Annotated in this window: 24 protein-coding genes and 1 other annotated feature; of the genes, 5 read left to right on the top strand and 19 right to left on the bottom strand. The window is 32.4% G+C overall.

Going from position 1 to position 25,057, the window contains the following annotated elements:
• The first annotated feature begins 44 nt into the window (after positions 1-44).
• From L6651_RS02380 to lgt, 4 genes are read left to right on the top strand one after another with little or no spacing between them, the layout of a single operon-like run.
• Positions 45-683, top strand: a complete 639-nt coding sequence (locus L6651_RS02380; protein ID WP_237036457.1) for a YigZ family protein — start codon at positions 45-47, stop codon at positions 681-683.
• An 8-nt stretch (positions 684-691) separates the two neighbouring features.
• The gene (gene nadE, locus L6651_RS02385) at positions 692-1,420 is read left to right on the top strand and encodes an NAD(+) synthase (protein WP_237036458.1); all 729 of its coding nucleotides are present in this window, start codon (positions 692-694) and stop codon (positions 1,418-1,420) included.
• The gene (locus tag L6651_RS02390) at positions 1,421-2,161 is read left to right on the top strand and encodes a YebC/PmpR family DNA-binding transcriptional regulator (protein ID WP_237036459.1); all 741 of its coding nucleotides are present in this window, start codon (positions 1,421-1,423) and stop codon (positions 2,159-2,161) included.
• Between the two features lies 1 nt (position 2,162).
• Positions 2,163-2,909, top strand: coding sequence for a prolipoprotein diacylglyceryl transferase (gene lgt, locus L6651_RS02395; protein WP_237036460.1), 747 nt, complete (start codon positions 2,163-2,165; stop codon positions 2,907-2,909).
• Between the two features lie 35 nt (positions 2,910-2,944).
• Here lgt and L6651_RS02400 read toward each other — a convergent pair whose 3' ends face one another.
• The 8 genes from L6651_RS02400 to L6651_RS02435 are packed head-to-tail and all read right to left on the bottom strand — an operon-like array spanning position 2,945 to position 15,645.
• Positions 2,945-4,399: a hypothetical protein gene (locus L6651_RS02400; protein WP_237036461.1), complete on the bottom strand. Its 1,455-nt coding sequence runs from the start codon at positions 4,397-4,399 to the stop codon at positions 2,945-2,947.
• On the bottom strand, positions 4,396-5,796 hold the full coding sequence (locus tag L6651_RS02405; RefSeq protein WP_237036462.1) for a sensor histidine kinase: 1,401 nt from the start codon (positions 5,794-5,796) through the stop codon (positions 4,396-4,398). Before L6651_RS02405 ends, L6651_RS02400 begins: the two co-directional genes overlap by 4 nt.
• A gap of 2 nt (positions 5,797-5,798) precedes the next feature.
• Positions 5,799-6,479, bottom strand: coding sequence for a response regulator transcription factor (locus L6651_RS02410; RefSeq protein ID WP_237036463.1), 681 nt, complete (start codon positions 6,477-6,479; stop codon positions 5,799-5,801).
• Positions 6,476-9,475, bottom strand: coding sequence for a UvrD-helicase domain-containing protein (locus tag L6651_RS02415; protein WP_237036464.1), 3,000 nt, complete (start codon positions 9,473-9,475; stop codon positions 6,476-6,478). The genes L6651_RS02410 and L6651_RS02415 overlap by 4 nt, the downstream gene beginning before the upstream one ends.
• Positions 9,476-9,480: 5 nt before the next feature.
• Positions 9,481-12,168, bottom strand: a complete 2,688-nt coding sequence (locus L6651_RS02420; protein ID WP_237036465.1) for a PD-(D/E)XK nuclease family protein — start codon at positions 12,166-12,168, stop codon at positions 9,481-9,483.
• Complete coding sequence (locus L6651_RS02425; protein WP_237036466.1) at positions 12,161-13,060, bottom strand: ROK family protein; 900 nt, start codon at positions 13,058-13,060, stop codon at positions 12,161-12,163. Before L6651_RS02425 ends, L6651_RS02420 begins: the two co-directional genes overlap by 8 nt.
• Position 13,061: 1 nt before the next feature.
• Entirely contained in the window at positions 13,062-14,690 is a 1,629-nt protein-coding gene (locus tag L6651_RS02430; protein ID WP_237036467.1) for a nucleoside kinase, read from the bottom strand.
• Complete coding sequence (locus tag L6651_RS02435; RefSeq protein WP_237036468.1) at positions 14,671-15,645, bottom strand: RluA family pseudouridine synthase; 975 nt, start codon at positions 15,643-15,645, stop codon at positions 14,671-14,673. Before L6651_RS02435 ends, L6651_RS02430 begins: the two co-directional genes overlap by 20 nt.
• Before the next feature lie 71 nt (positions 15,646-15,716).
• Here L6651_RS02435 and L6651_RS02440 point away from each other — a divergent pair, with 71 nt between their 5' ends.
• Complete coding sequence (locus L6651_RS02440) at positions 15,717-16,160, top strand: hypothetical protein (protein ID WP_237036469.1); 444 nt, start codon at positions 15,717-15,719, stop codon at positions 16,158-16,160.
• Between the two features lie 54 nt (positions 16,161-16,214).
• On the opposite strand, the gene L6651_RS02445 is transcribed toward L6651_RS02440, so the two are convergent.
• The 11 genes from L6651_RS02445 to L6651_RS02495 all read right to left on the bottom strand — a co-directional run bounded on the left by L6651_RS02445 (position 16,215) and on the right by L6651_RS02495 (position 25,056).
• On the bottom strand, positions 16,215-16,928 hold the full coding sequence (locus L6651_RS02445; RefSeq protein WP_255784608.1) for an ABC transporter ATP-binding protein: 714 nt from the start codon (positions 16,926-16,928) through the stop codon (positions 16,215-16,217).
• Positions 16,929-16,938: 10 nt separating this feature from the next.
• Positions 16,939-17,721, bottom strand: a complete 783-nt coding sequence (locus L6651_RS02450; protein WP_255784609.1) for an ABC transporter ATP-binding protein — start codon at positions 17,719-17,721, stop codon at positions 16,939-16,941.
• Entirely contained in the window at positions 17,714-18,688 is a 975-nt protein-coding gene (locus L6651_RS02455) for a branched-chain amino acid ABC transporter permease (protein ID WP_237036471.1), read from the bottom strand. Before L6651_RS02455 ends, L6651_RS02450 begins: the two co-directional genes overlap by 8 nt.
• A 1-nt stretch (position 18,689) precedes the next feature.
• Entirely contained in the window at positions 18,690-19,577 is an 888-nt protein-coding gene (locus tag L6651_RS02460; RefSeq protein ID WP_237036472.1) for a branched-chain amino acid ABC transporter permease, read from the bottom strand.
• 56 nt (positions 19,578-19,633) lie between these two features.
• Positions 19,634-20,815, bottom strand: coding sequence for an ABC transporter substrate-binding protein (locus tag L6651_RS02465; protein WP_237036473.1), 1,182 nt, complete (start codon positions 20,813-20,815; stop codon positions 19,634-19,636).
• A gap of 60 nt (positions 20,816-20,875) precedes the next feature.
• Positions 20,876-21,112 (bottom strand) — a binding site (T-box leader).
• Between the two features lie 216 nt (positions 21,113-21,328).
• Entirely contained in the window at positions 21,329-21,856 is a 528-nt protein-coding gene (locus tag L6651_RS02470; protein ID WP_237036474.1) for a DUF6648 family protein, read from the bottom strand.
• A gap of 58 nt (positions 21,857-21,914) precedes the next feature.
• On the bottom strand, positions 21,915-22,337 hold the full coding sequence (locus L6651_RS02475) for an ATP-binding protein (RefSeq protein ID WP_237036475.1): 423 nt from the start codon (positions 22,335-22,337) through the stop codon (positions 21,915-21,917).
• A 42-nt stretch (positions 22,338-22,379) separates the two neighbouring features.
• A complete protein-coding gene (gene mnmL / locus L6651_RS02480; RefSeq protein ID WP_237036476.1) occupies positions 22,380-23,321 on the bottom strand; it encodes a tRNA modification radical SAM protein MnmL/YtqA in 942 nt (313 codons plus the stop codon).
• A complete protein-coding gene (locus L6651_RS02485; protein WP_237036477.1) occupies positions 23,314-23,754 on the bottom strand; it encodes a peroxiredoxin in 441 nt (146 codons plus the stop codon). The genes mnmL and L6651_RS02485 overlap by 8 nt, the downstream gene beginning before the upstream one ends.
• Positions 23,747-24,610 (bottom strand): Cof-type HAD-IIB family hydrolase, encoded by an 864-nt coding sequence (locus tag L6651_RS02490; RefSeq protein WP_237036478.1) that lies wholly within the window; start codon positions 24,608-24,610, stop codon positions 23,747-23,749. The genes L6651_RS02485 and L6651_RS02490 overlap by 8 nt, the downstream gene beginning before the upstream one ends.
• 47 nt (positions 24,611-24,657) lie before the next feature.
• The gene (locus L6651_RS02495; protein WP_237036479.1) at positions 24,658-25,056 is read right to left on the bottom strand and encodes a DUF1292 domain-containing protein; all 399 of its coding nucleotides are present in this window, start codon (positions 25,054-25,056) and stop codon (positions 24,658-24,660) included.
• Between the last annotated feature and the right edge of the window lies 1 nt (position 25,057).

A 25,057-nucleotide genomic window follows, 5' to 3' on the forward strand; every position in this document is an offset into this window, starting at 1 on the left:
AACTGATATAATTACTAGTATAGTTAAATTTTGGAGATGAGTTTATGTATAAATCGGTTTTAAAATCGGAAAGCTGTGAAATAACAATAAAAAAATCTATTTTTATTGCAAATCTTTCGCCTGTTTCTAATGAAGAAGAGGCGGAAAGTTTTATAAATAAAGTAAAAGAGGCACATCCCCAAGCAAGACACAATTGTTACGCATATATTATCGGCGAAGATAGACTTACACAAAAGTACTCCGATGATGGCGAGCCACAAGGAACGGCAGGTATGCCAATACTTGATATTTTGAGAAAAAAAGAACTTACCGATGTGGTGGTTGTTGTTACAAGATATTTCGGCGGGATTCTCCTTGGTGCTTCAGGACTAGTTAGGGCTTACTCTGAAAGCTGTAACGAAGTAACTCAAATTGCAAAGGAGATTATAAAAAAAGAATTCCTAGATATTGCCATAAAAATTGATTATAATAATTTAGGTAAATTTTTAAATTACTGCGAAGATAAAAAACTTTTAATCCACACAAAAAACTTTTTAGAGATGGTAAATGTAAATGTGTATGTCCCTAAGGAAGATTATGATTCCTTTAATAGCGATATTATGAATATTACATCTGGAAAGGCCTTAATGGAAGTTTTAGATGAGATTTTAATTGATACCATCGGCGACAAGTTGTATTTATAGGAGGTAACATGGATTATCGTAAGCTTGAAAGAGATTTATGTGAATGGATAGAAAACTATGTAGCGTCCACTGGCTGCAAAGGTGTGGTATATGGTTTAAGTGGCGGTTTGGATTCCTCAGTGGTGGGAGTGCTTTCAAATAAAATTTTTAAAGAAAATGCTTTGGGGCTTATTATGCCCATAGAAAAAAAAGGCTCAGACTTTGACGACGCCATGAAACTAAAGGAAAAATTTAATCTAAATGTAGTTGTTTTAGACTTAACTAGTGCATACAATGAATTAAAAAGCATTTATATTCCAAGTACCAATACTTTAGCTTATTCAAATATAAAGCCTAGACTAAGGATGATGACTTTGTACTATCATGCACAGGTAAATAATTTTTTAGTTATCGGCACCACAAACCTATCTGAATTCACAATTGGATACAGTACAAAATACGGCGATTATGGAGTGGACTTCTCCCCTATTGCGGACATAACTAAAACGGAAATTTTTGAGTTTGCAAAATACTTAGGTATTCCAAATTCAATTATTGAAAAGAAACCTTCTGCAGGACTTTGGGAAGGGCAAAGCGATGAAGATGAACTTGGTTTTTCATATGAGGAACTAGATAAGTATATTCTTGAAGGCGTAGGCGAAAAAGAAACTGTTAATAAAATAGAAAGGCTAATCAAAATAAACAGTCATAAGAAGCATATGCCAGAAATTTTTAAATTAAATAGAGGTGATTATTAAATGTCAGGACATAATAAATGGAGTAAAATTAAAAACAAAAAAGGTAGCGAAGATAAAAGAAGGGGTAAAATCTTTACCAAGCTTACTAGGGAGATAATAGTTGCTGCTAAAGAAGGTGGAGCAGACCCTGACTACAATGCCAGCTTAAAGACTGCCATTGAAAAGGCAAAGGCCGAAAACATGCCTAACGACAATATTGAAAGGGCAATAAAAAAGGCATCTGGATCAAGTGATCAAGATAACTACGAAGAGATTATATATGAAGGTTATGGTCCAAGTGGAGTTGCAGTAATCGTGTCATGTTTAACTGACAATAGAAATCGTACAGCTCCTGAGGTGCGTCATGCCTTTGATAAGTTTGGTGGAAATCTTGGAACAACAGGCTCTGTGATGTTTACCTTCCAAAGGGTTGGACTTTTACAAATTTTAAAGGAAAATGTTGATGAAGAAGAGTTAATGATGACTTCAATTGACTCTGGTGCCAGCGACTTTAGAGAAGAAGACGATGTTTTTGAAGTATTAACTGAAGTAGAAAACTTTTCAAATGTTAGAGATACCCTATCCGACTTAGAATATAAGTTCGAGTTTTGTGACTTAACATATCTTCCAAATACCGAAGTTTCTTTAACTGAAGAAGAAGATATTAAAAATTTAGTAAAGCTAATTGACACTCTCGAAGACAACGACGATGTTCAAGATGTATATCACAATTGGAATGTGCCTGAAGATTTAGAGGTGTAATATGGAATTTAATATAAATCCTGTAGCCTTTAGCATATTTGGAATAGACATTATGTGGTATGCCATACTCATAACTACGGGAATTATTCTAGGACTTTACTTTGTAAGTAAACTTGCAGATTATAAAAACCTAGACAAGGAAATGCCCTCTGATTTACTACTATGGGTGCTTGTACCGGCAATACTAGGTGCAAGACTCTACTATGTAATCTTTAGTTGGGACTATTATAGCAAAAACCCTTCAGAAATAATTATGATTAGAAACGGTGGCCTTGCCATTTATGGAGGATTACTTACAGCTTTTCTAATAACATATATCTATTCAAAGAAAAAAAAGATTCCATTCTTAACAATACTAGATATCTTTGCTCCAGGAATCGCTCTTGGACAAGCCATTGGACGTTGGGGAAACTTTATAAATAAGGAAGCCTACGGAAGAGCTACAGACCTTCCTTGGGCAATTATTATAGATGGACAAAAGGTTCACCCTACATTTTTATATGAATCATTAGGTGACTTTGTAATTTTTATAGTTCTCTATAATCTTTGCAAAAAAAATCGTAACAAAGAAGGTACAATCATTTCACTGTACTTTATACTCTACGGAATTCTAAGATTTTTTGTAGAGGGACTTCGTACAGACAGTCTATATTTTTTAGGCATGAGAGTTTCTCAATTAGTAAGCCTTGTGCTTGTGGTTATTGGTGTTGTAATTTGTATTAAGAATAAAAAATTGAATAACAAATAATAAAAGGACTTTGTATTTCGACAAAGTCCCTTATTTTATTCTGTTTTAATTAATTTTGTGCCCGTTCCATTAATAAAGTATCCCTTCCAAAGGTCTGCGTTACTTCCCACAGGCCAATCTATTTTTATTAGTCTCTTATTGTAGTCTTTTGGAAGATCTAATTTCATAATAGGTTCATTAGATGTAATATTATAAAATATTAAATTTTCCTCTGTTAAGACCACATAGAAATTCTTTTCCGGTGAATAGGATATATCTATAAGACCTGGGAATTGTTTCTTTAAATCGTCCCATTTCTTTTCTAAAGCCGGTTCTTTCACAATATTATTATCCTTAGGCAAGTTTAAATCTATATCCTTGTAGGTAGATTCACCATTACCCCCTGTAACTAAACTGGTTTTAAATTGCCAAGATCCATTTTTTCTAACCAGTCCAAGATTAAAGTAGTCTGTCATAATCCTAATTGAATTTTGGAGCTTCGACTTTTCTTTTTCCTTATTAATTATCTCTTTAATCAGTTTCACACCTTCAGCTCCTGCAATGTCTTCTATGTCCAATGGCGGATCCTCATTAAATGAATTTATATGTCTAATCCTATAATCAATTTGGTTTTCATTAACAGGATTTCTTAAAATTATACTGTAAAAGTTGCTGGACATGTAGGTCAGTTCAAAAGGCCTTGATGATTTATAGATTTCATATAGATAAACACCTTCATCCTTTGATCCAATTTCTGTAAGGTCAAGCCTTCCAGAGTACTTTCCATTCTCCCAATCTTCAGTATAGTTCACCGTGTTAAATGTATTTTTTCTAACTAAAAATATATCGTCCATTTCATAGGCATACTTGGATTTTAAATTGCCTTCTGAGTTATTGTAATAAAGGTAGTAAGTCTTATATGATGTATCGAAGTGTCCATCAATTTCCCTTTGTAGTTTTAATGATACTGTGGCTGCAACGATTCCATTATACGCTTCCCTAGTAGGAATTTGTCCATTTTCATACTTCTTTACAATGTCGTTAGAAACTTTATCGGATGTCTTTGTTAAAAAATATGTGAATTGATTGGATTCCAAAAATATTCTATCGTCGTCAAGCTTTACAATCTCTTGATAAAATCCATCTGTATCTGAAACTACAACAACCTGTAACAACTCTTCGTCAGTTATACTCTTAGGGTCAATATTGGTTTGGTTTTTAAAGTATGAGTCCCTACTAACAAGTTTTGATTCAAACTGTGGATTTATAGAAAATCTATTTCCAAACTCAAATATTTCATTGGATATATATAGGTTTGTTATCTCTATATAGGATATGTCCGCGTTATTTATTTTTTTTGACTCTTCAACTTCCCAAGTTCCCTCTAGCATCAGGTCATTTACTTCAGGTGCAACTATGGCGGAATTTGCGTCATACTCTTCCAGTTTTACACATGATGTGAGAGTTAGTAAGAAGATAATTAAAATATAGAATCTCTTTGTCTTTATCATTCTTCCACCCCTTTAGGAATTGCAATCTTAATCGTTGTTCCTTCGCCAAGCTTTGATGAAATCATCATTTCACCTTTATGAAGTTTTACAATCTCTTCACATATGGACAGTCCAAGACCTGTGTGGGAGTTACTATTCTTACCCTTGTAGAACTTACCTGTAATAAGGGATATCTCTTCATGGTCAATCCCCACTCCTGTGTCGATTACTTCAAACAAAATATTTTTTTCATCTTCAGAGATATTTAGTATTACTACTCCACCAGATTCAGTAAATTTTAAAGCATTGTCCAATAGATTTATTAAAACCTGTCTTATTCTGTTTGGATCTATCATGCCCATTATATGATTTGGATCAAAGTTTATAATTAAATCTATCCCCAGGGACTTTGCTCTCGGTGTCAGTTGCCTTTTTATTTCAAGACAAAGTTCTGTAAAGTCCGTCATTTGCTTTTCTAGTTTAATTCTATTTGAGGTAAATCTTGAAAAATCCAATAACTCTTCAACCATTCGCGCAAGTCTGCTACTTTCATTTTCAATTATTTCAAGTCCCTCTGTTACAAGTTCTGTGTCCGTAGGGTCCACAAGCAGCGTCATGGCCCAACCACTTATTGACGTTAGTGGCGTTCGAAGTTCATGTGATACGGAAGAAATAAAATCATTTTTTAATTTTTCCTTCTCTTTAATATTGTCGGTCATATAGTTTAGAGTATTTGCAAGTGCATCAAGCTCTTTGAATTTTGAACCTTCAACAACCGTATTAAACTGTCCCTCCGCAAGTTTTTCCGCAGACTTTGTAAGTTTATAAATTGGCCTAGTCAAGTTGTTGGCAACTAGTAGTGATAATCCCGCTGTAGATATTAACACCAATAGACCAAATGCCAGAAAAATAAAAACACGATTATTTATCTTTGCATTAACCGGCTCCAGGGAAGTTAAAAATCTTATTACACCAATTTGCCCTTCCTTCGTTTTAATCGGCACCGAAACTCCCATGACCGTGTCATTTGAGTATGGCATTTTTCCAATGTACTGCCCCATGCCGCCTTCAACAGCCTTGTCGATGTCGATGTAACTCTTTAGTGACTTCCCAACCATATTAGTGCCAAGGCTGTCATATATAACAGTCTTTGAATTATTTAGTATTTGAACTTGTGGATTTAAAGATCTAAAATATCTATCCGCATCATCAATTATTAAATTTTCAATATTACCTTCGATTAAGTTAGACTTGTACTTATCCAGTGTATATAGTATCTCATTCTTTAAATTATCGTTAATTACAGAGTAGTAGTAATATCTCACAAAATAAATCGAAAAGATTTCAAAAACTATTACCGTAATTAAAATAATAAGAACGAATGAAGAAACTATTCTCCTTTTAATCGTAGCTTTCAAAACTAATCCTTCTTCCAACGATATCCTGTGCCCCAAACAGTTTCAAGGTATTCGGGCTTTCCAGGATTATCTTCTATTTTTGATCTAAGCCTTCTAATATTTACATCTACTATTTTTGTTTCTCCAATATAGTCTGAACCCCAGTTCTTATCCAGAAGTTCCGACCTAGAAAAAGCACGTCCAGGATTTTCTATAAATAGTGTAATTATGGACAGCTCTGTAGGTGTTAAGTCTATAAATTCTCCATTTTTCTTCAGTGTCTTTGCATTTAAATCTAATTCAAAAGGTCCTCTTGTTATAATTGAAGTGTCGGAGTCTTTTAATCTTCTAATTAGTGACTTTATTCTTAAAATCAATTCCTTCGGGTTAAATGGCTTTGCCAAGTAGTCGTCAGCTCCCTTTTCAAGGCCAAATATTTTATCATCCTCTTGAGTCTTTGCAGTGAGCATTATGATTCCTGTGTTTGGAATACTCTTTCTTAAAATGCTACACACTTCATAACCGTCAATGCCTGGAAGCATAATGTCTAGAATAACCACCGTTGGGTTTTCCCTTTCAGCTATTTCTACTCCCTTTTCTCCAGTTTCCGCCTCTAATACTTCAAAGCCTTCTCTTTCTAGGTTGATCCTTGTAAATTTTCTAATATTTTCTTCATCTTCAACCAGTAAAATTTTCTCGTTCAATTTTTCCTCCCATCATATTTTTCAATGATATCTATAACTTTTTCTTTAATATCATCATTGAAATCAACATAGGTCTTATACTTGTTTCTCAAATTAATCAATTGAAGTTTAATTTCCTTCTCTGGATAAAGTTTTTCCAAAACAATTCCGTAAAAGACAATTTGTATAAAGTAATTTGCTATCAAACTTTCGTTGTCTAGACTTGAAAATTTGTAGTCAGTTACTATAATTGTATCATCTTTTTCCACAATATTATCTATAATACCTCTAAAAATAAAGTTTTTATGTCTGTAGACAAAATTTGTTTCCCTTAGACCTTCAAAATATTCATAATCCAAGTCATTTAATATATTTAATAGAAGTACCCTTAACTCTTCTACATTTGAATCAAATAAAAATTCTTCTTTGACCCTTTGAAAAGCATCTTCAAAGTTTCCATCATAAATCTGTACAAATCTATGTACCAATTTCCCCAATATATTACTTGAAATATTAAAGTCCATATTTACTGAATGATCATAAACTTTTTCAACTTCATTCTTAATATTATAGTCTTGCATTATCTGTGAGATATTTAGTTTGACAGTTTTTTTATCTTCAATTTCTAAATTTTCTAAATATGGAAAATCTTTCTCAGGATTTTTGTATTTATTTTCCCTTTCAATTGGCAAAACATCTATATAGTTTTCTACATCTAAAAAGTTTTCTTCAAAGTTTTCAACAACTATCTTATCCAAAACGGCTTTGTATCCAGAACTCATTCCCGACATTCCAAGAAGTAGCCCTTCCTTTGCCCTAGTCATTGCAACATAATAAATATTGTCGTTTTCCTTTTCTTCAGTTGTTTTTTTCAAGGCCTTATTTAAATTAAAGTTGTAGCCAACTCCCAAATAATTTACACCAATTCCATTTTCCTTTGAGAAATTAATAATATTTTTGTCACTGGCAGTTCTATTACCAAGATTTGGTACAATTACTTGATTAAATCCTAAACCCTTAGATCCATGTATAGTCATTAGTTTAATTACATCGGACTTCTCATCTTCCACCTGCTGCTGACTTAGAGTAGAATATTTTTCTTCCAGGGTGTAGAAGAACTCGTCAAAGGTTTCAAGGTTTTCATCGGAAAGCCTTGAAAGTAAAATCATCTTGTATAAATTTCCCTGGGCTTGGAAGTCACTGTTTTCAAAGTTATAGATTTCAAAAATCTTAAAGCTTCTATATATCTCTTCCACAATTCTTCTATTTGATGAAAGATTTAAATTCTTTATGGAAATAATCTTTTCATGTATTTCATCCACCGCATTTTGAATTTCCTCATTTCCATTTTTATAAAACTCCAAAATTTCTTCATCACTATATGAATACAGCTTTGAATTTAAAATATAATAGTAGGAAATATTATTGTCTTCTTTCTTTATGAGTTTTAAAATGGAAATTAAAAGATTTATTTCTTCAGTGGTGAAAAATCCTGGAGAGTCAAATGTATAATAATCTAATCCCTGCTCCTTAAATTTGTTTTCAAAATCCGAAACCTTACTCCTTGATCTAAATAAAAGTGTAAAGTCTCCTAGACTATCTTTTTCTTCCTTCAAACTTTTAATTATGAACTTAGAAATTAGATTTGTCTCCAAGTCCTTAGGAGATTTGCTATCTCCAAATATTATATTAAATCTTTGTCCCCCATTGTCTTTGCTAAAGTTTAGTGGATTATATCTGTCCTCCATTAAATTTGAGTATATTAGATTTACAGGCTCAAGTATTCCCCTGTCGGATCTAAAGTTCATGTCAAAATTAATCAATTCTCCACCGGAATTTACAATGTCTTCCAAGGTTTCGCTAAACACATTGATATTCGCTCCCCTAAATCCATAGATGGACTGCTTTGGGTCCCCTACAATAAATAGATTTTCTCTATCTAAAACATTTTTAATGGAACATATTTCATAGAAGAGTTTTCTCTGTAGGTCGTTTGAGTCCTGGTACTCATCCACCATAAGATATCTTATATCACTTTGAATTTTCTCTTTAACTGAAGGGATTTTCATAAGCTCAATGCTCATTCGCAAGATGTCGTTAAAATCAAACCTGCCAAGTTCTTTCTTTTCCTTCATCATATTCGTCTTTAAGTCGTCACAAAGTTTTAAGATTTTTATATTCAAGTCCATATTTTTATACTCGATATACTGACGCTCTAAATCACTTATGGCCTTTAAATCATCGTACTTCTTTGCCGTATATCCGTATAGATGAGAAAAATATTTTGATAATGTATAATCGTCATCTTCATTTAAAAGCTTTTCTAAAGTACCTTCTTCAAATAAAAATTTTCTAAATTTATCAGCAAACTTCGAGCTTTCGTCAAAGGTAAGTACTTCTTTACAAATCTCTTCTCTAACTGATTTCTTATTTAATTTTTCTGACGCTTTTAAAGTTTCCTTTATATAATAAGAAGCCCTTTCAGTAGTCTGGTCAATTGCATTATAAATATTTTTAATATCTTCCCTTACTTGTTCCGAGTCCCTCTTTCCAGTCTTATTTAATATTTCATGAATTATTCCCTTATATTCATCGGACTTTAACAATTCATTTAATGTGTTATTAAAGAGACTATAACTTTCTCTGTCTTCCATAACTTTAAAGTTTGGATCAATATCTAAAAAATAGGAGTTTTCCTTTACAATTTTCCCACAGAAACTATCTATTGTGGAAATATTTGGATCATTTAAATCACCTGCAAGTTCTTGAAGTTTTTCATCCTTTGAGTTTTCAACAAGCTCTCTAACACGCTGTTTCATTTCACTTGCGGCCTTTTTTGTAAAGGTTATGGCAACGACAGAACTTACTTCGCCCCTGTCACCAAAGTCTCCATTTTTTAAAAGATTCACATATCGCCTTGTTAAGACTTCTGTCTTACCAGTACCTGCTCCAGCGTTTATGGCAAGGTTTTTATCAATAGTCTCTATTGCCTTTAATTGTTCATCTCTAAGCTTCATTTAAATCACCTGTATTTACAAAAATTTTTAAATTCGCAAAAATAACAATTATTTTTATTCTTTGCTCCTTCAAAAAAATTCTCTTCTCGAATATTATTTAAGTTTTCAGAAACTATTTCCTTTAACCTTTCCTCCATGGGCTCTAAGTAAGAAGTGTCAAAGGCTCCCTCTACCAAATAATTATAAAAGTCATGAACACCAGGGCTTGAAATAGTAATATATCTACAACCTCTTGCCCCTTTAACAAGTCCATAAATAGGAAATTGTAAACTCACTGCCTTTTTGTCAAAATCATCAAAACTTTTAACCCCTGAAGCACCTAGCTTATAGTCCACAAGATAAATATTTCCATATTCATCCACATCAACTCTGTCTATGCTTCCAGTGAACTTAATTTCTTCACCTTCAATCTCTAAACTCTTTATAAACTTCTCTTCAAATGAAATTGGTTTTAGATTATTATTTTTCAAATATTCCAAGTCCATTTCAATTGTCTTGTCCACTAAATCCACATATCTCTTTACAGTATCCATATTGTTTGAATTAATTGTGTAATCCTGAAGCATAAGTTCTTTTTTTAGAATTTCTTCTATTAACTTCTTGTTTTTTAAGGACTCATTTAAATTAATCTTATATTCTTCGTAGAGTATTCTTAAGGTCTCATGTATTGCAGAACCTATTTTCAAACTTTCCGTCTTTGGCTCAAAATAGTCCTCTATCTTTAAAATGTACTTATAAAAATATTTAATTGGACAGGATATATAGGTCTCCAGTCTTGATACAGAAAAAATATCTCTCTCTTTTTTATTAAAGATTTCAAATGAAATTCCATCTGTTAAACTTTCTAAGTCATTATTTTTCTCAAAACTACTTAAGTACTTTAACTTATCTTCTTTAGATATTACCTGTGTAGGGTTTGGCCTAATAAAATCTTTTATTCCATAATTTTCTTCAGGTATGTCTTCACCAATGAATTTTATAAATGGAGATACTAAACTTTCTTCAGTTCCCGAATAGCTAAAATAAATCTTTTTTGTACTTTCATCAAAGATATTCATAAAATTAATTAACTCAAAGAAATAATTTTCTCTATTATTTAAAATATCCAGTCCTATGTCTTTATATTCCGCAGTGGAAGTTTCATTAAAGTAATAGTTGGTAGCTTTTTTTAGTGGATAATTATTGTCGTCAAACCCAATAAAATATAGATTGTCATAACTCAATAGATTGAACATATTAAAAGATGTTAGTTCAATATTATAATTAACCTTTGACTTATCCCTTGTTTTAAACTTCTTAAGTAGTGACTTGAATATGTTTATAAATTTGTTAAACTGCAATGTTTCAATTGTCTTTCCAAACTTTGCATTTAAAATATTTAAAAACTCATAAAATTCATATTCTATTTCATCTTCCAAGATGCTATTAAGACTTAAATATGATTTTAGTAACTGTAATGTGAAATTAATAAAATCAATATTGTTATCTATATTCAAAATGTTCCTCAGAGTTAAATTTTTTTCCTTTATAATGGGAAACTCTTCCAGGGACATAAACTCCTCAAACATAAAAATTTCATCCACATCAATAAAACTATTTTCTGTGATTATCTTTTCAAACTCTAGACACTCTATGTTTTCTTTAAAAACAAGTGGATTGTTGTAATTTTTAAGAAGATACTCTGACAAATCTAAATCAAGGCTCGCTAAATTCCATATCCATTTTCCAACTTGGCTGTCAATTAATTTAATATCTTCATTAACTCCAAGCTCTAACCCACTTTTACTAAAGACTTCACAAATCTGTTCTATTATTTTAGGATTTCTTAAAATTATACAGCTACTAAGTTTTGGATTATGGATTAAATCCCTTTTTACTTCTATGGCAAGCCTTTCTATTTCTAAAATGTCATCCTCTGCCCTTATTAGTTTTGTTTCGTAATCCCATTTATTTAAATTTAAATCCGAATTGACTACATTAAAATTTAAATCCTTTAGCTTTTCATAAAACCTATTTGTGAAACAATTGGAGCTATTCAAAGAATTTAGATAGTAGATATCAATGTCTATATCATTACTTTGAAGTTTTTTTAAAATCTCTAACTCCAGTGGAGTAAACTTACTAAATCCACCTATTATAACCTTGGTTAAACCTTCTTTGTTATTAAAGTTTTTTAAAAATCTGTCAGTCTTTTTAAATTTATCTACAAATTCTTCTTCATCAATGTAGTGATTATATTTTTCCAACAGTTTATAAATGGCTAAATAGGGTTTTCTATCTGAAAGATTTTCAAAAAATACATCTCTATCTAGATTTGATTCATATATTATATTGTTAAACCTATTTGCAATTGAAACAAAACTTTCGGAGTTGAAAAATATATTGTCTTCAATAACCCCTTCAGCTATAGAGTCTTCCAATGCCTTTTCTAGTAAAATACTGGAATAATATTCTTTGTATTCATCTTCTTTATCGATATAATTCATGTTGACCAAGTCATCAAAGGTAAATATTTTTAAGCCTAAAATAACCTCAAACTCCTTTGCCAAGTCCTCCATAAGTTTATTTATTAGACTTTGGCTGGGAAGTAGCACAATGAAGTCCTGTCTTTTTTCTTTTAAAAGCTCCACAACTTGATTTTTTAAGTCTTCATATACTCTAGTTTTGTTTCTATAGTTTAAAATATTATGCATCTTTTTTATCCATGTTTATAAAAGCATTTCTACATGCTCCAATAATTCCAGCATCATTTAAAAACTTCCCTGTCATTATCTTCATGTCCCCTGGTCTATTGCATATTTTGATATACTCTTCGATTGTGTTTTCAAGCCAGTATTCAGATGTTTCACTAAATCCTCCACCGATTATAACAGCCTGTGGATCAAAAATATTTTTTATTGTTGACAGGTATATGGCCAAGTCCCTAGATACTTTTTTTAATGCCTCTTTTGCATTTTCATCTTTTTCAAGAATTGAAATTATCTCTGGACCTTGAAGTTCTTTTCCTGTTAATTCCTTGTAGTTTGCGCTAAGGGACGAACCTGCAATATATTTTTCAGCACAGCCCTTTTGTCCACATCCACAATCCCTTCCATCTGGATACATTATTATATGGCCAAGCTCTGATCCTTGGAATGTTGAACCTTCTAAAAATCCCGTTCTACTATCATAAACAGCTCCACCAAGTCCAGTTCCCATGGTTAGCATAACAAAGTTATCAAATTCTTTAGCACTTCCTATCCACTTTTCAGCTAGAGCCGCCATGTTTGCATCGTTTGCTACAAAAACTGGAATATCTATTACTCTTTCCAAACTCTCTTTTAAATGAAATCCCCAAAATCCCTTTATATTTGGTGAAACTAAAATCTTTCCTTGATTTGTGTCCACAAAGCCTGCCACAGAAATACTAATGGCAATAGGATTTTCGTTTTTAAACTCTTTTATCCCTTCGATTATAGTGTCTAAAATATCTTCTCTATTTAATTCAGTAGATTTTTTTGTTGTCTTTAAAAGTTCTCCCTCATCATTCATCAATCCAAAACTTATTTTTGTACCGCCAATGTCAATGCCTAAAACTTTTTTCATATTAATCCCTACCTATCATTTCTCTTAAAATTGAATTTACTGGAATATATTCTTCATCTTCTATATCCACAAAGTATTTCAAAAACGCTTTCAACTCCTTAATCATCTTAAGGTTCTCTTTGCTATATTCATACTTTTCAAACAATTCAAAGGCATATTTTTTCAAAACTGCCAATTCATATATAAGCGAAGAGTCCAGCGCTATATCTGCCAAATCTTGGTATGGAAATACATAAACTTCTTCCCCTGCTCTAACTTTATGCCATGTAGAAAGAGTTTTATCAGCGGAATTTCCTCTGAAATTATAGTCCCTTACCATTCTTCTAATCAACCTCACCATTGATGAAGAAATTCTATTGTGATTGTCCAAGTTTAAAGGTGTTAGAGCTGAGATATAGATTTTATACTTATTTTTTTCTGGGACCATCTCTGTGAGTTCTGGATTTAAACCATGAAGTCCTTCAATAATAATTATGCTATTTGAATCAAGTCTTGTTTCAGCCTCTTCAAATTGTCTCTTTCCCGTTACAAAGTCAAAATGTGGAAGCCTTACTGACTTACCTTCAATTAGAGACATTAAGTCTTTGTTGAAGAGATCTAAGTCAATTGCCCTTATAGATTCATAGTCTGGCTCGCCATTCTCATCAAGGGGAGTATTCTCTCTTTCAACAAAGTAATCGTCTGTTGAAATTAAAATTGTCTTCTTTCCCCTTATTCCAAGTTGAACTTTCAATCTATATGCTAAAGTTGTTTTGCCTGAAGATGACGGACCTGCAATTTGAACAAGATTTACATCTTGGTCACTAACTATATTGTCCGCCACATTTGATATTTGATTTTCAAAATAGGCTTCAGCCATATCGATAATGTATTTACTCTGTCCCGATAGTATATAATCATTTAGTTGTCCAACGTCTCTAATATCTAAAAGCTTTGTCCATCTATTAGAAGCTAAAAAAACTTTTGATAGCAACTTTTGCTCTTTAAAATCTTGTAACTGGCCATTTGTGGAAGCTGTTGATGTGGTTAAGACGATTCCTGGATAGTAGGCTTTAATGTCAAAGTCTTGAAGGCATCCTGTTGAAGGTGCAAGGTAACCGAAGAACTTAAATACATTTCCATCAACAACATTGTAGTCAATGGTCTCAAAATCTAAATTTTTAAAGAGATTGGCCTTTTTATCATACCCCACCTCTTCAAAAATTTTCATAACCTCGTTCTTGCTTCCCGACTTTCTAAGAATCGGATAGTCTTCCCTTATAATCTCTTCCATTTTTTTAGAAATAGTTTCTATTTCAGAGTGAAAGAAAGGCTCCCTGTCGTCCCATTCACAGTAAAGGTGATCTCCTATTGTATGTTCCACCCTTATTTTTTTATCTGCATATATCTTCTTACAAGCTAATATAAATACCAATGTTAAAGTTCTTTCAAGAATATCTTCACTTTCATCAGCATATCCATCAAAGAACTGAATTTTGTCACCTTCACTAATTTTTTCAAATAGATTAAAATACATGTCATTTACAATTGCACTTACAATCTTTTTCTCTGGACAAATTTTTTCTGCAAGCTCCAGCCCTGTAATGTTGTTTTCAACATCAAACTCTTTTTTATCTATATAAACTTTCATAGTCCTCCCCAAATAAATCAACGACAACCTTTGAAAAATCCTTTGGTAGTTTAGATATAAATGTTTTTCCATTTAAATAACTTAATTCTCCATCAAAGCCATTCAAAATAATTTTATATGCATGAAGTAGCTGTCTATTCACGCCATACTTTTCTCTAAACTCTCTATTTACTCCACCTTCGCCATACTTTCCATCACCTATAATTGGATGTTTTATGGAGTTTAAATGACTTCTAATTTGATGAGTTCGTCCAGTTATAAGATTTACTTCCACAAGAGAAAAACCTTTTTCATACTTCAAATTTTTAAATTCAGAAATAGATTCCTTCCCCTTCTTTGATACAACCGTACGATTATTTGCCCTATCAAGATTAGCAACAACTTTTTTATCCTTTAAATACCCCTTAGCAATGGTTAAATAATATTTTTCCACATTTCCATTTGCCACTGCCTTGTTCATACTATTTAAAGAATTTTTATTTTTACATCCGATTATAATTCCAGAAGTATTTCTGTCCAATCTATTTGAAATTGCAGGTATAAAAGATTTTTCAATCCTTGGAACATATTCTTCCTTCGAAATAAGATAACTTATCATCTCGTCAACTAAGTTATTTCCATAATCAGACCTAGACGCCGCATGACTAAGTTTTCCTGCAGGCTTGTTCATCAAAATTATATTTTTATCTTCGTATATGATATCCAAGTTATTTTCTAAAATTAAATTCTTTTTATCTTCTTCATACTCCGACAGTACTTCTTCGTAAATATAAAATTGAATCTTATCCCCTTCAAAAATAATATCGTCAGGCTTGGTCCTCTTTTTATTTAATTTTATTTTCTTTTGCCTAATGTACTTTTGTATAAGTGACTTAGGCGCCTTTGGTAAATATTTATTTAAAAAACGATCCATTCTTTGATTAGAGTCGTTTTTACCCACTGTAATTTCTCTCATATCTAGTCCTTTGTGTTATAATATTACTATCTAAATTATACATTGAACTAAGAGTTAATTAAAGGAGAGCCATGAGAAGATTTATTAATTTTATTAAAGATACAATTTACGATTTAAATCACTTTGTTTTTACACTTTTGATTATTGTTGCAGTTGCATTTATACTGCAAAATAGAATTAGATTTATGTTTTCGAGGGATTATAGCAAAATCGGCGGAAATGAAGTGAAGGCTGCAGAAAATGTAGAAAGGGAAGCTCTTTACAACGAAGATAATATGCCAGACATTGATATATCCGTTTTACTTCCTGAAGACAGTTCACCAGAAGATGTGGCAAGGATTTTAAATGAGTCAAATGTAGTTGAAGATATTGAAGGCTTTTTAAATATTATCAACACCTATAACTTACAAGAAAAAATTAAGTATGGTGACTATGAAATAAAAAAAGGTTCAACCATGGAAGAGGTTGTGAACCAAATTACAGATAACGCCCTTGACGAAGCTAAGAAAAATTAAAAGTATCAGCCTATTCTTTCTTGAAATAGGTTGATACTTTTTTTGTTTAAATATTTATATTCCAAGGTAAGCCGCTTTCACATCGGGATCTTTTTTTAGATCACTGGCTTTTCCCTCTTTAACAATTTTGCCAGTCTCTAACACATAGGCTCTGTCTGCTATTTCAAGGGCAAGGTTTGCGTTTTGCTCCACTAGTAAAATTGTCCTACCTTCTTCTTTTAATATCTTAATTGTATCGAATATTTTATCTACAAATAGTGGCGAAAGTCCCATGGAAGGTTCATCTAGTAAAAGCACCTTTGGGTTTGTTAAAAGTGCCCTTCCCATGGCAAGCATCTGTTGCTCTCCTCCAGAAAGGGTGCCCGCCTTTTGACTCTTTCTCTCTTCTAAAACAGGGAATAGTTTATAAATCTTATCCATTTCTGCCTTTATCTTTTCAGGACTCCACTGCGCCGATATGGAACCTAACATTAAATTGTCTTCTACAGATAGACCCTTAAATACTCTTCTTCCTTCAGGAACCTGTGCGAGACCATCTCTAACTCTCTTAAATGACTTTTCTTTTTTTATGGATTTTCCATCGAAAAAGATATCTCCCTCTTTCGCATCTAATAGTCCCGATATGGTTTGTAATGTGGTTGTCTTACCAGCTCCATTTGCACCAATTAATGAAACCACTTCTCCTTTTTCAATCTTAAGATTAATTCCTTTTAGAGCTTGGATATTACCATAAAAAACATTTAAATTTTCTACTTTTAATATACTCATATAAACCTCTCTAACTTCCTAAGTAAGCCTTCACAACTTCTTCATTTTGAATAACTTCTTTAGGATTACCTTCAGCTAAAATTTCTCCATAATTTAAAACAATCAGTCTTTCAGATATTCCAAGCACCAAGTTCATATCATGTTCTATTAATAAAATGGACACACCAGTCTTTTCTCTAATCACCTTTATCGAATCCATTAAATCTTTGGTTTCTGATTCGTTCATTCCCGCCGCTGGCTCGTCAAGTAAAAGAAGTTTTGGCCTTGTAGCCATGGCCCTGGCAATTTCTAACTTTCGTTGTGCTCCATATGGAAGGGAACCGGCAAATGCTCTAAAATATTTTTCTAAATTAAATAATTCCAAAATCTCTTTTGCTTTTTCTGTTGCTTCGTTTTCTTCCTTCCAAAATTTTGGAAGTCTCAACATCCCTGTTAAAACTCCATACTCCATATATTGGTTCATGGCAAGCTTCACATTATCAAGAACAGTCAAGTTATCAAAAAGTCTAATATTTTGAAATGTTCTTGCTACTCCAAGCTTAGATAGATTGTCTGGAGATATTCCATTCGTCTTTTGACCTTCAAGGAGAATTTCTCCACCAGTTGGCGTATACACGCCTGAAAGCATATTGAACAAAGTGGTTTTTCCAGCGCCATTGGGACCAATTAAACCCAAAAGTTCTCTCTTTTTTAGTTTAAAACTAACATTTTCTACAGCTTTAAGTCCACCAAAGGAGATGGATAGGTTATTTACTTCTAATATATTTTCATCTAATATTTCTTTATTATTCACCTTCCACATCTCCTTTCTTATATTTATCTATTTTAAGAAATTCTCTTAAGGAAAATTCTCTTCGTCCCAATAGTCCTTGAGGCCTAAAGATCATAACCACTATTAATGTAAGAGCATAAAATACCATTCTCCACTCTGCAAGTGGCCTTAATACTTCAGGAAGTATTGTTAAACCAATGGATGAAAAAATTGCACCTGTCATGGAACCCATTCCACCTAATACCACCATAACAAGGTAGTCGAAGGACTTGTTGTAATTAAAAATATTTGCTGCAAGCACTCCAAAACTTTGTGCGTATAACGCTCCTGCCACACCTGCAAAAATTGCGGAAAGTGTAAATGTTAAAGTCTTATGCTTAGTTATATTAATACCACAGCTTTCAGCGGCAAGTTCGTTATCTCTAATGGAAAGGACCGCTCTTCCTTGACGGCTTGAAGCATAGGTAAAAATCATTGTAAGTAAAAACGCCGCCACAAAATAATATTTTCCAAAGCTGTCGGTGGTAGGTATTCCCGCCATACCTTGAGCCCCTCCAGTAAACCCTAAGTTTTCAATTAGAACTCTGATTATTTCTCCAAAGGCCAAAGTTACAATGGCAAGATAATCTCCTGTAAGTCTTAAAACCGGTAATCCTATTAACACTCCAAACAATGCTGCTACAAGTCCTGCTATTATAAGATTTAGTATAAAACCTGGGAAGCCATCTACTACTCCGGACTTTAAAAATATTCCAGCAGCATAGGCACCAACTGCCATAAAACCTGCATGTCCCAAGTTGATTTGACCTAAAACTCCTACAGTAAGGTTAAGGCTAGTGGTCATTATAATGTTTATACAAATAAGGATTAAAATGTTTTGCCAGTATCTATTAACTACTCCTGCACTTATTAACCCTTGAACTATTAAATAAAATAAAAGTACCGTAGCGGTGACTATAAAATAAGTTTTCTTTCTATTTTTTGACATACTATACCTTTTCTTTCTCTAACTTTCCTAATAAACCATTTGGTTGAACTAGTAATACCACAATCAAAATAACAAATACTATTGCATCTGCATATGCACTTGATAAATAGGCTCTAGTTAACACCTCTACTATGCCTAGAATAATTCCTCCTATTACAGCTCCTGAAATACTTCCAATACCTCCAAGAACCGCCGCTGTAAATGCTTTTATCCCAAGCATTGAGCCCATGAAAGGATGTATTTGAGGGTAGGATGCAATATATAAAACCGATGCAACTCCCGCAAGTGCCGATCCAATGGCAAAGGTCATTGTCATTACTCCATTTACATTTATTCCAACAAGTTCTGCTGCTCCATAATCTTCACTAACTGCAAGCATGGACTTACCATATTTTGTCTTATTTACAAATAGATTTAATAGGTAAGTAAGTATTAGTGTTGATGCAATTGTAATAATTGTTGCAAAGGAAAAGTGCATTCCTGCAAAGTTAATTGACTTTTGTGGAAAAAGTGCAGGAACTGGTTTTGCGCTTGATGTAAATATTTTTACAAATAAATTTTGAAGAAACAGAGAAACACCTATTGTCGTAATTAAAAGTGAAATTCTAGAAGAATTTCTAAGTGGCCTATAGGCAATTCTCTCTATAATAATTCCTAATAATGTGCAAACCAATATTGCCGGTACAATTGCTGCCCATAGAGGTAATCCCGCTTTAAAAACAGACATCTGTATTGCTAAAAATACAGTATAGCCTCCAACCATGATTATGTCTCCGTGGGCAAAGTTAATTAATTTTGCAATGCCATAGACCATGGTATATCCTAAGGCTATTAAGGCATAAATACTACCTAGCTGTAGCCCATTAAATAATTGAGTTATAAAATCCATTAAAATCTCCTTATCATTTATCTAAGCCCTATTTTCATAGAGCTTAGATATTATTTTTATTCTACCCCAGCGTCACTATCAAATTTATAATTGCCATCTACTATCTTTATCATCTTAGCTGTTTTAACCGGGTTGTTATTTTCGTCATATGTGAATGATCCTGTTACTCCATCAAAAGGAAGTTTCTTTAAAGATTCAATAACCTTATTCCATTCAGTTGTATTAGCATCTTCTACAGCTTGTTTGTATAGATAAACCGTGTCATAGCCTTCAGCTGCAAAGGTTGATGGGTTTTCGCCATATTTTTCTTTATAGTCTTTTATAAATTTTTGTACCCTCTCATCTGGATCTTCTAGTGTAAACTGATTTGCAAAGTATGAACCCTCTATAGCTTTGAAGTTAGATTCATCAAGAACGGATAATACTGTATCCCATCCATCTGCACCAACTAATGTTGCATCTATACCTGCGTCCCTTACTTGAGGCACTATTAGAGCAACTTTTTCATAATAGTCGGGTATAAATAATACGTCTGGATTTTTCCCCTTTATATTTGTCAATTGCGCTTTAAAGTCATTGTCATTATCTCCATAGGACTCATCTGCCACTACATCCATTCCTACTTTTTTAGCTGTATCTTTAAAAACATCTGCTACTCCCATGGAAAAGTCGGAAGATTGATTACGTAATATTGCAACTTTTTTAGCATCTAGTTTTGTTTTAGAAAAGTTTGCTAAAACTTCTCCTTGAAATGGATCTGTAAAGCATGTTCTAAATACATTTGGTTTTCCCTCAGTTATATTTGCCTGTGTTCCTGTTGGTGTTATATATACTATTCCATCTTTTACAGAAGATTCTGCTATGGCTAATGATGGCTTAGAAGGTACTCCACCAAATATTGCTTCTACTTCATCTTGCATAAGCTTGTTGTAATTAGTTACAGCATCCGTTATCTCGCCTTTATCATCATATTCATGCCACTCTAGTTTTTTTCCAAGGATTCCTCCATCGGCATTTATTTCATCTATGGCAAGTTTTATACCGTTATTAGTTGTTATACCATATATTGATAGAGCACCAGTAAGTGGAGCCGAGTTACCTAGTTTAATAGTTTCTCCTGCTTCTTGTTTAGATGACGAACCGTCTGTTTCTTTTTTTCCTGCTCCCTCACTTGAGCAACCTGATAGTAACAATCCTGCCACTAACATTCCAACTAAAAATTTCTTTTTTACTTTCATAATTACCTCCAAAAATTTTTGGGTATAAAAAAACCTTCGTCTTTTTAACCCAATATAGGTTAAAGAGACGAAGGATATAGATAAATTTATACACTCCGCGGTACCACTCTTCTTCATCTAATGATGCACTTAAATTCATTTAATGAATAGCTCTGTAACGGGAGCTCCCGAATTTGTCTACATTTTCGACAAAATAGCTTAGTGGTGATTTTCATTAGTTTCATCCTGCTAGTTTTCACCAAACACTAGCTCTCTAAAAAGACTAACCTAATTACTCTTCCACGTCATCGCATTTATTATTTTGTATTATAGTATCATTTTTTTTCATTGTCAAACATAGTTATAAAAATTATTAAAATAATTTTGTTAGCATATTTACAAGAATATATTTATCATTTTATATAGATTTCTTTCTTTGTACTCTTGTTTTTTAATCTTGGATTTACAACAAAAAAATAGATAATCTTATTTCAAATTAAAAACAAAATCATCTACTCCAAAAAATTATTTAGATTATGGTTTGTTTACATATGTATCGATAATTGACTTTTGCGAAACTTCTGAAAACACAGAATTATCTTTGAGATTTTTTAAAATTCCCAAATTTTTAGAATGAAAAATCGCATATTTTTTATCTGTAAACACCACTTCAAAAATAGAATTTTTTAACCTTGCTGAGTGAAGTTCTATATAATATCCCTCCACATTTTCGTAGTTTTTTATTTCGAGCATTGCTTGCAGAGACTTATCTTTTTCACAGTAATAGTTGTCCCTCTTATTAAAATTACATTTTTGTTTTCGTCCCTTTGACAAATTTCCCATGTCATTATAGTACTTAGCCAACACATTGTAATAATGATAATTGTAAAGTCCCTTTTCTATTGTATCCACAGGACAAAAAGGTCTCATGGAAAGTTTTTCTACAAGATTTGCATTCTCATCTAAAAAACTTCTCTTATCAAGCTTTCCATCTTCAAGTTTTTTTATTAAGTTGTCTCTTTCTTTTAAAAAGTTTTCAATATTTTCTTTTTCCGTTGCCATTTCTAATCTTTTAAAAAAGGCATATTTTCATATGCCTTTTTATCTTTCTAATTTAAAATTATAAGGAAAGTTCAATGCTATTTTCTAACATTGCACTTGGTAGTTCACTTTTTTCTTTGTTAAGTCCTATATAGAACTCAACTTCGAACTCTTCTGAAAGCTTTGTTAACTCTTCAGATAGTTGTCCTAACTCTTCTACGCTTATATCAACAATATCGTAAATACCATCTACATATATTTTTTTAATATCGTAGTCTCTTGAAATAATTCCCGCTAAAAATCCGTAAAATCCATTTACAGAGTTTATGTGATACTTATTTGCATTAATAAGTCTTACTTGATGATCTAGTGAATAGATGTGTGAATCATCAGTGTCTACAAATACTATGTTACCGTTTCCTGAAGCCTTTTCTTTATTTGCTTCGTCAATTAACCATTTAGTCTTTCCACTTCCTGAAGGACCAATAACTAATTTAACCATTTAACCACAACCTTTCTTTAAGTTACTGTTGTTATTATTGTACTATTTAAATGGATTTTCATCAAGTGCAGTATAAAAATCTCCTTGACTATATCCATTTTCCAACATCTCTTTTTCGATAGCTTCTTTGATTAACCACCATGAAGTGTTCCAATTACAGAAAACCGTTTCCTCTTTAGGCATTCTTCCCACAAGTCTTTGAATTGCTATATCAGATTTTAAATACCTTAAAAATAAAATAACTTTTCTCTTATACTCTTCAAGGCTGATTAATTCGAATTCATTTCTTTCATACATTTCACTAAGTTTAGTATTTTTTGGAATATATAGACTGTGTATTTTCACTTCGTCAACTGCAAGCACATTTATTAGCTTTGCCGTCTCTATAACATCTAAATCATCATCACATGGCAGTCCTAAAATAACATGGGTGCATATTTTAAAACCACTTTGTTTTATTCTTATGCATGCATCTACAAATTCAGATACGCAATGACCCCTATTTAACTTTTCCAAGCTATGGTAGTTTGCAGTTTGCAATCCAAGTTCAAAAACAATTTCAAGTCCAGTTTCTTTTGAAAATTCTCTTAGAAATTCTAAATGCTCTCTATATATGCAGTCTGGTCTTGTTGAAATATAAATTCCAACGATATAATCCATTTGGCAGCTCCTAATAGAATTTTTAAATTCTTCAATTGGCATATAAGTATTTGAAAAGTTTTGGAAATAAGCTATAAATAATTTTGCACCATATCTCTTTCCAATATAGTCCATATTTTTTTCAAGCTGATTTTCCACAGACATCTTTTCACACAAGTTTTCAAAAGAACCACCGGATTCGCCACAGAATATACAACCTCCATGAGCCACAGTGCCATCTCTGTTAGGGCAGGTCAGATCCAGTTTAATCGGAAGCTTATAGACCTTCTGACCAAATTTCTCCCTTAAGTAATCACTGTAGGCCCTATATGGAAGATTAGTCATTTAGCTCTTCCTTCACAAACTCCAAAACATTTTTAACATGGTCTTTAACCTTTACTTTTCTATACTCTTTAACAAGAACGCCCTCTTTATTAAAAATAAAAGTAGATCTTTCCACGCCCATGTACTCTTTTCCATACATCTTCTTTTTCTTCCATACATCGAAGGCCTTTATAAGTTCAAGCTCTTCATCAGTTAAAAGATCTATTTCAAGATTATGATCCTTTATAAATTTGTCATGGGATTTTTGTGAATCCTTTGAAATTCCATATATTTTAGTATTTAATTTTTCAAACTCTTTTTTATTTTCTGAAAATTCTATTGCTTCTGTTGTGCATCCCTTTGTGTTGTCCTTAGGATAAAAATATATAACTAGGTTTTTGCCTTCATTTTCTTTAGCAAAATCTTCACCCATTAAATCTTTTAAGTTATTCATACATACCTCCGTATATCTTTTTTAGTTCTAACTCAACACCTTTACAGTTGTTGTCATGTTCTGTAACATGGTCTGAGACTTTTTTTAATTCATTAGAACCGTTTAACATACTTATACCCAATTTTGAGTATGCTATCATGGACAAGTCGTTATTGTCATCACCAAAGGAAACTACATTTTCCCATGTTTTTCTTTTAGTTTTAAGATATTTTTCTATGCCTTGGCCCTTGGTAGCGGATTTATTTAAAAACTCCGTCATCATATGGCCCTCTCTAAAGGCATAAATTGTATGTGTAGTTATATCTAAATTTAAAGTATCGATGGTAGAACATATTTTATTGATGTTTTCATCGGACTCTAAAAACACAATGGATAATATGGAGTCAAATAAGTATTCCGGCGCCTCACTCATATGCGCCACTTCATCTACAGTTTGAACGGAACCAAAGAAATCCTCTTTATTTTTGTCATCGTCAATTATTAAGCTATACTTATTATTTTTGTCATACACATGAAGGTAGGGTGAAATATTTAGCATCTTGCTCTCTTCATAAATTTTTTCAAAAAAATTTTTTTCTATGGGCGAAATAAAAAAAATATTTTTATGGAGATTGTCCACTGCTATGGCACCATTATTCGCAACGACTGTATATGGAAAGTCCAATTCCTTTAAAAATTCTTCCGACTTTTCTATGGATCTTCCAGTGGCAATAATTATTTCACAACCGGAAAGTACTAGCCTTCTTAAAACTTCCACGGTGCTTGATGGAATATTTTTTTCATCATTCAAAAGCGTTCCATCTAAATCAAAACAAATAGTATTAAATTTTTTTACCATTTTATCTTTAATAAACATCTTAAATCCTTATTAAGAAAAAAGCCCTGGCAAACCAAGGCTTTACTCTATTCTTCATCCATGTCTTCAAGTTCGCCATCAAAGAATATTCTTGAAAATTCTTTAACAACTTCATTGTATTCTTCTTCTGTTTCTATTCTATCTAGAGTTGCATCTCCACCAATAGTTCCACTTACAGCATCTGGTGTAAGTCTATACAAAAGCACTTCCCTGTCTTCACAGGTTACAAGGGCAATGTAGTGTTGTTTTTGACTTTCTAAATAGAAATCTCCTATGACTTCACACTCAAGGTCAGTTCCATCTTCTAAGTTTAGTTCAACAATTGTAACCTCTTCTTCACAGCCACATCCACAATCGTGATCGTGGTGGTCATGGCCACAGCCACATTCATCATGATGATCATGATTACATCCACAGCTATGTTCAAATTTTTTATCTTCGCTCATG

Origin of the sequence: Mediannikoviicoccus vaginalis (genome assembly GCF_928097925.1) — a bacterium.
GTDB classification, from domain to species: Bacteria; Bacillota; Clostridia; order Tissierellales; family Peptoniphilaceae; genus Mediannikoviicoccus; species Mediannikoviicoccus vaginalis.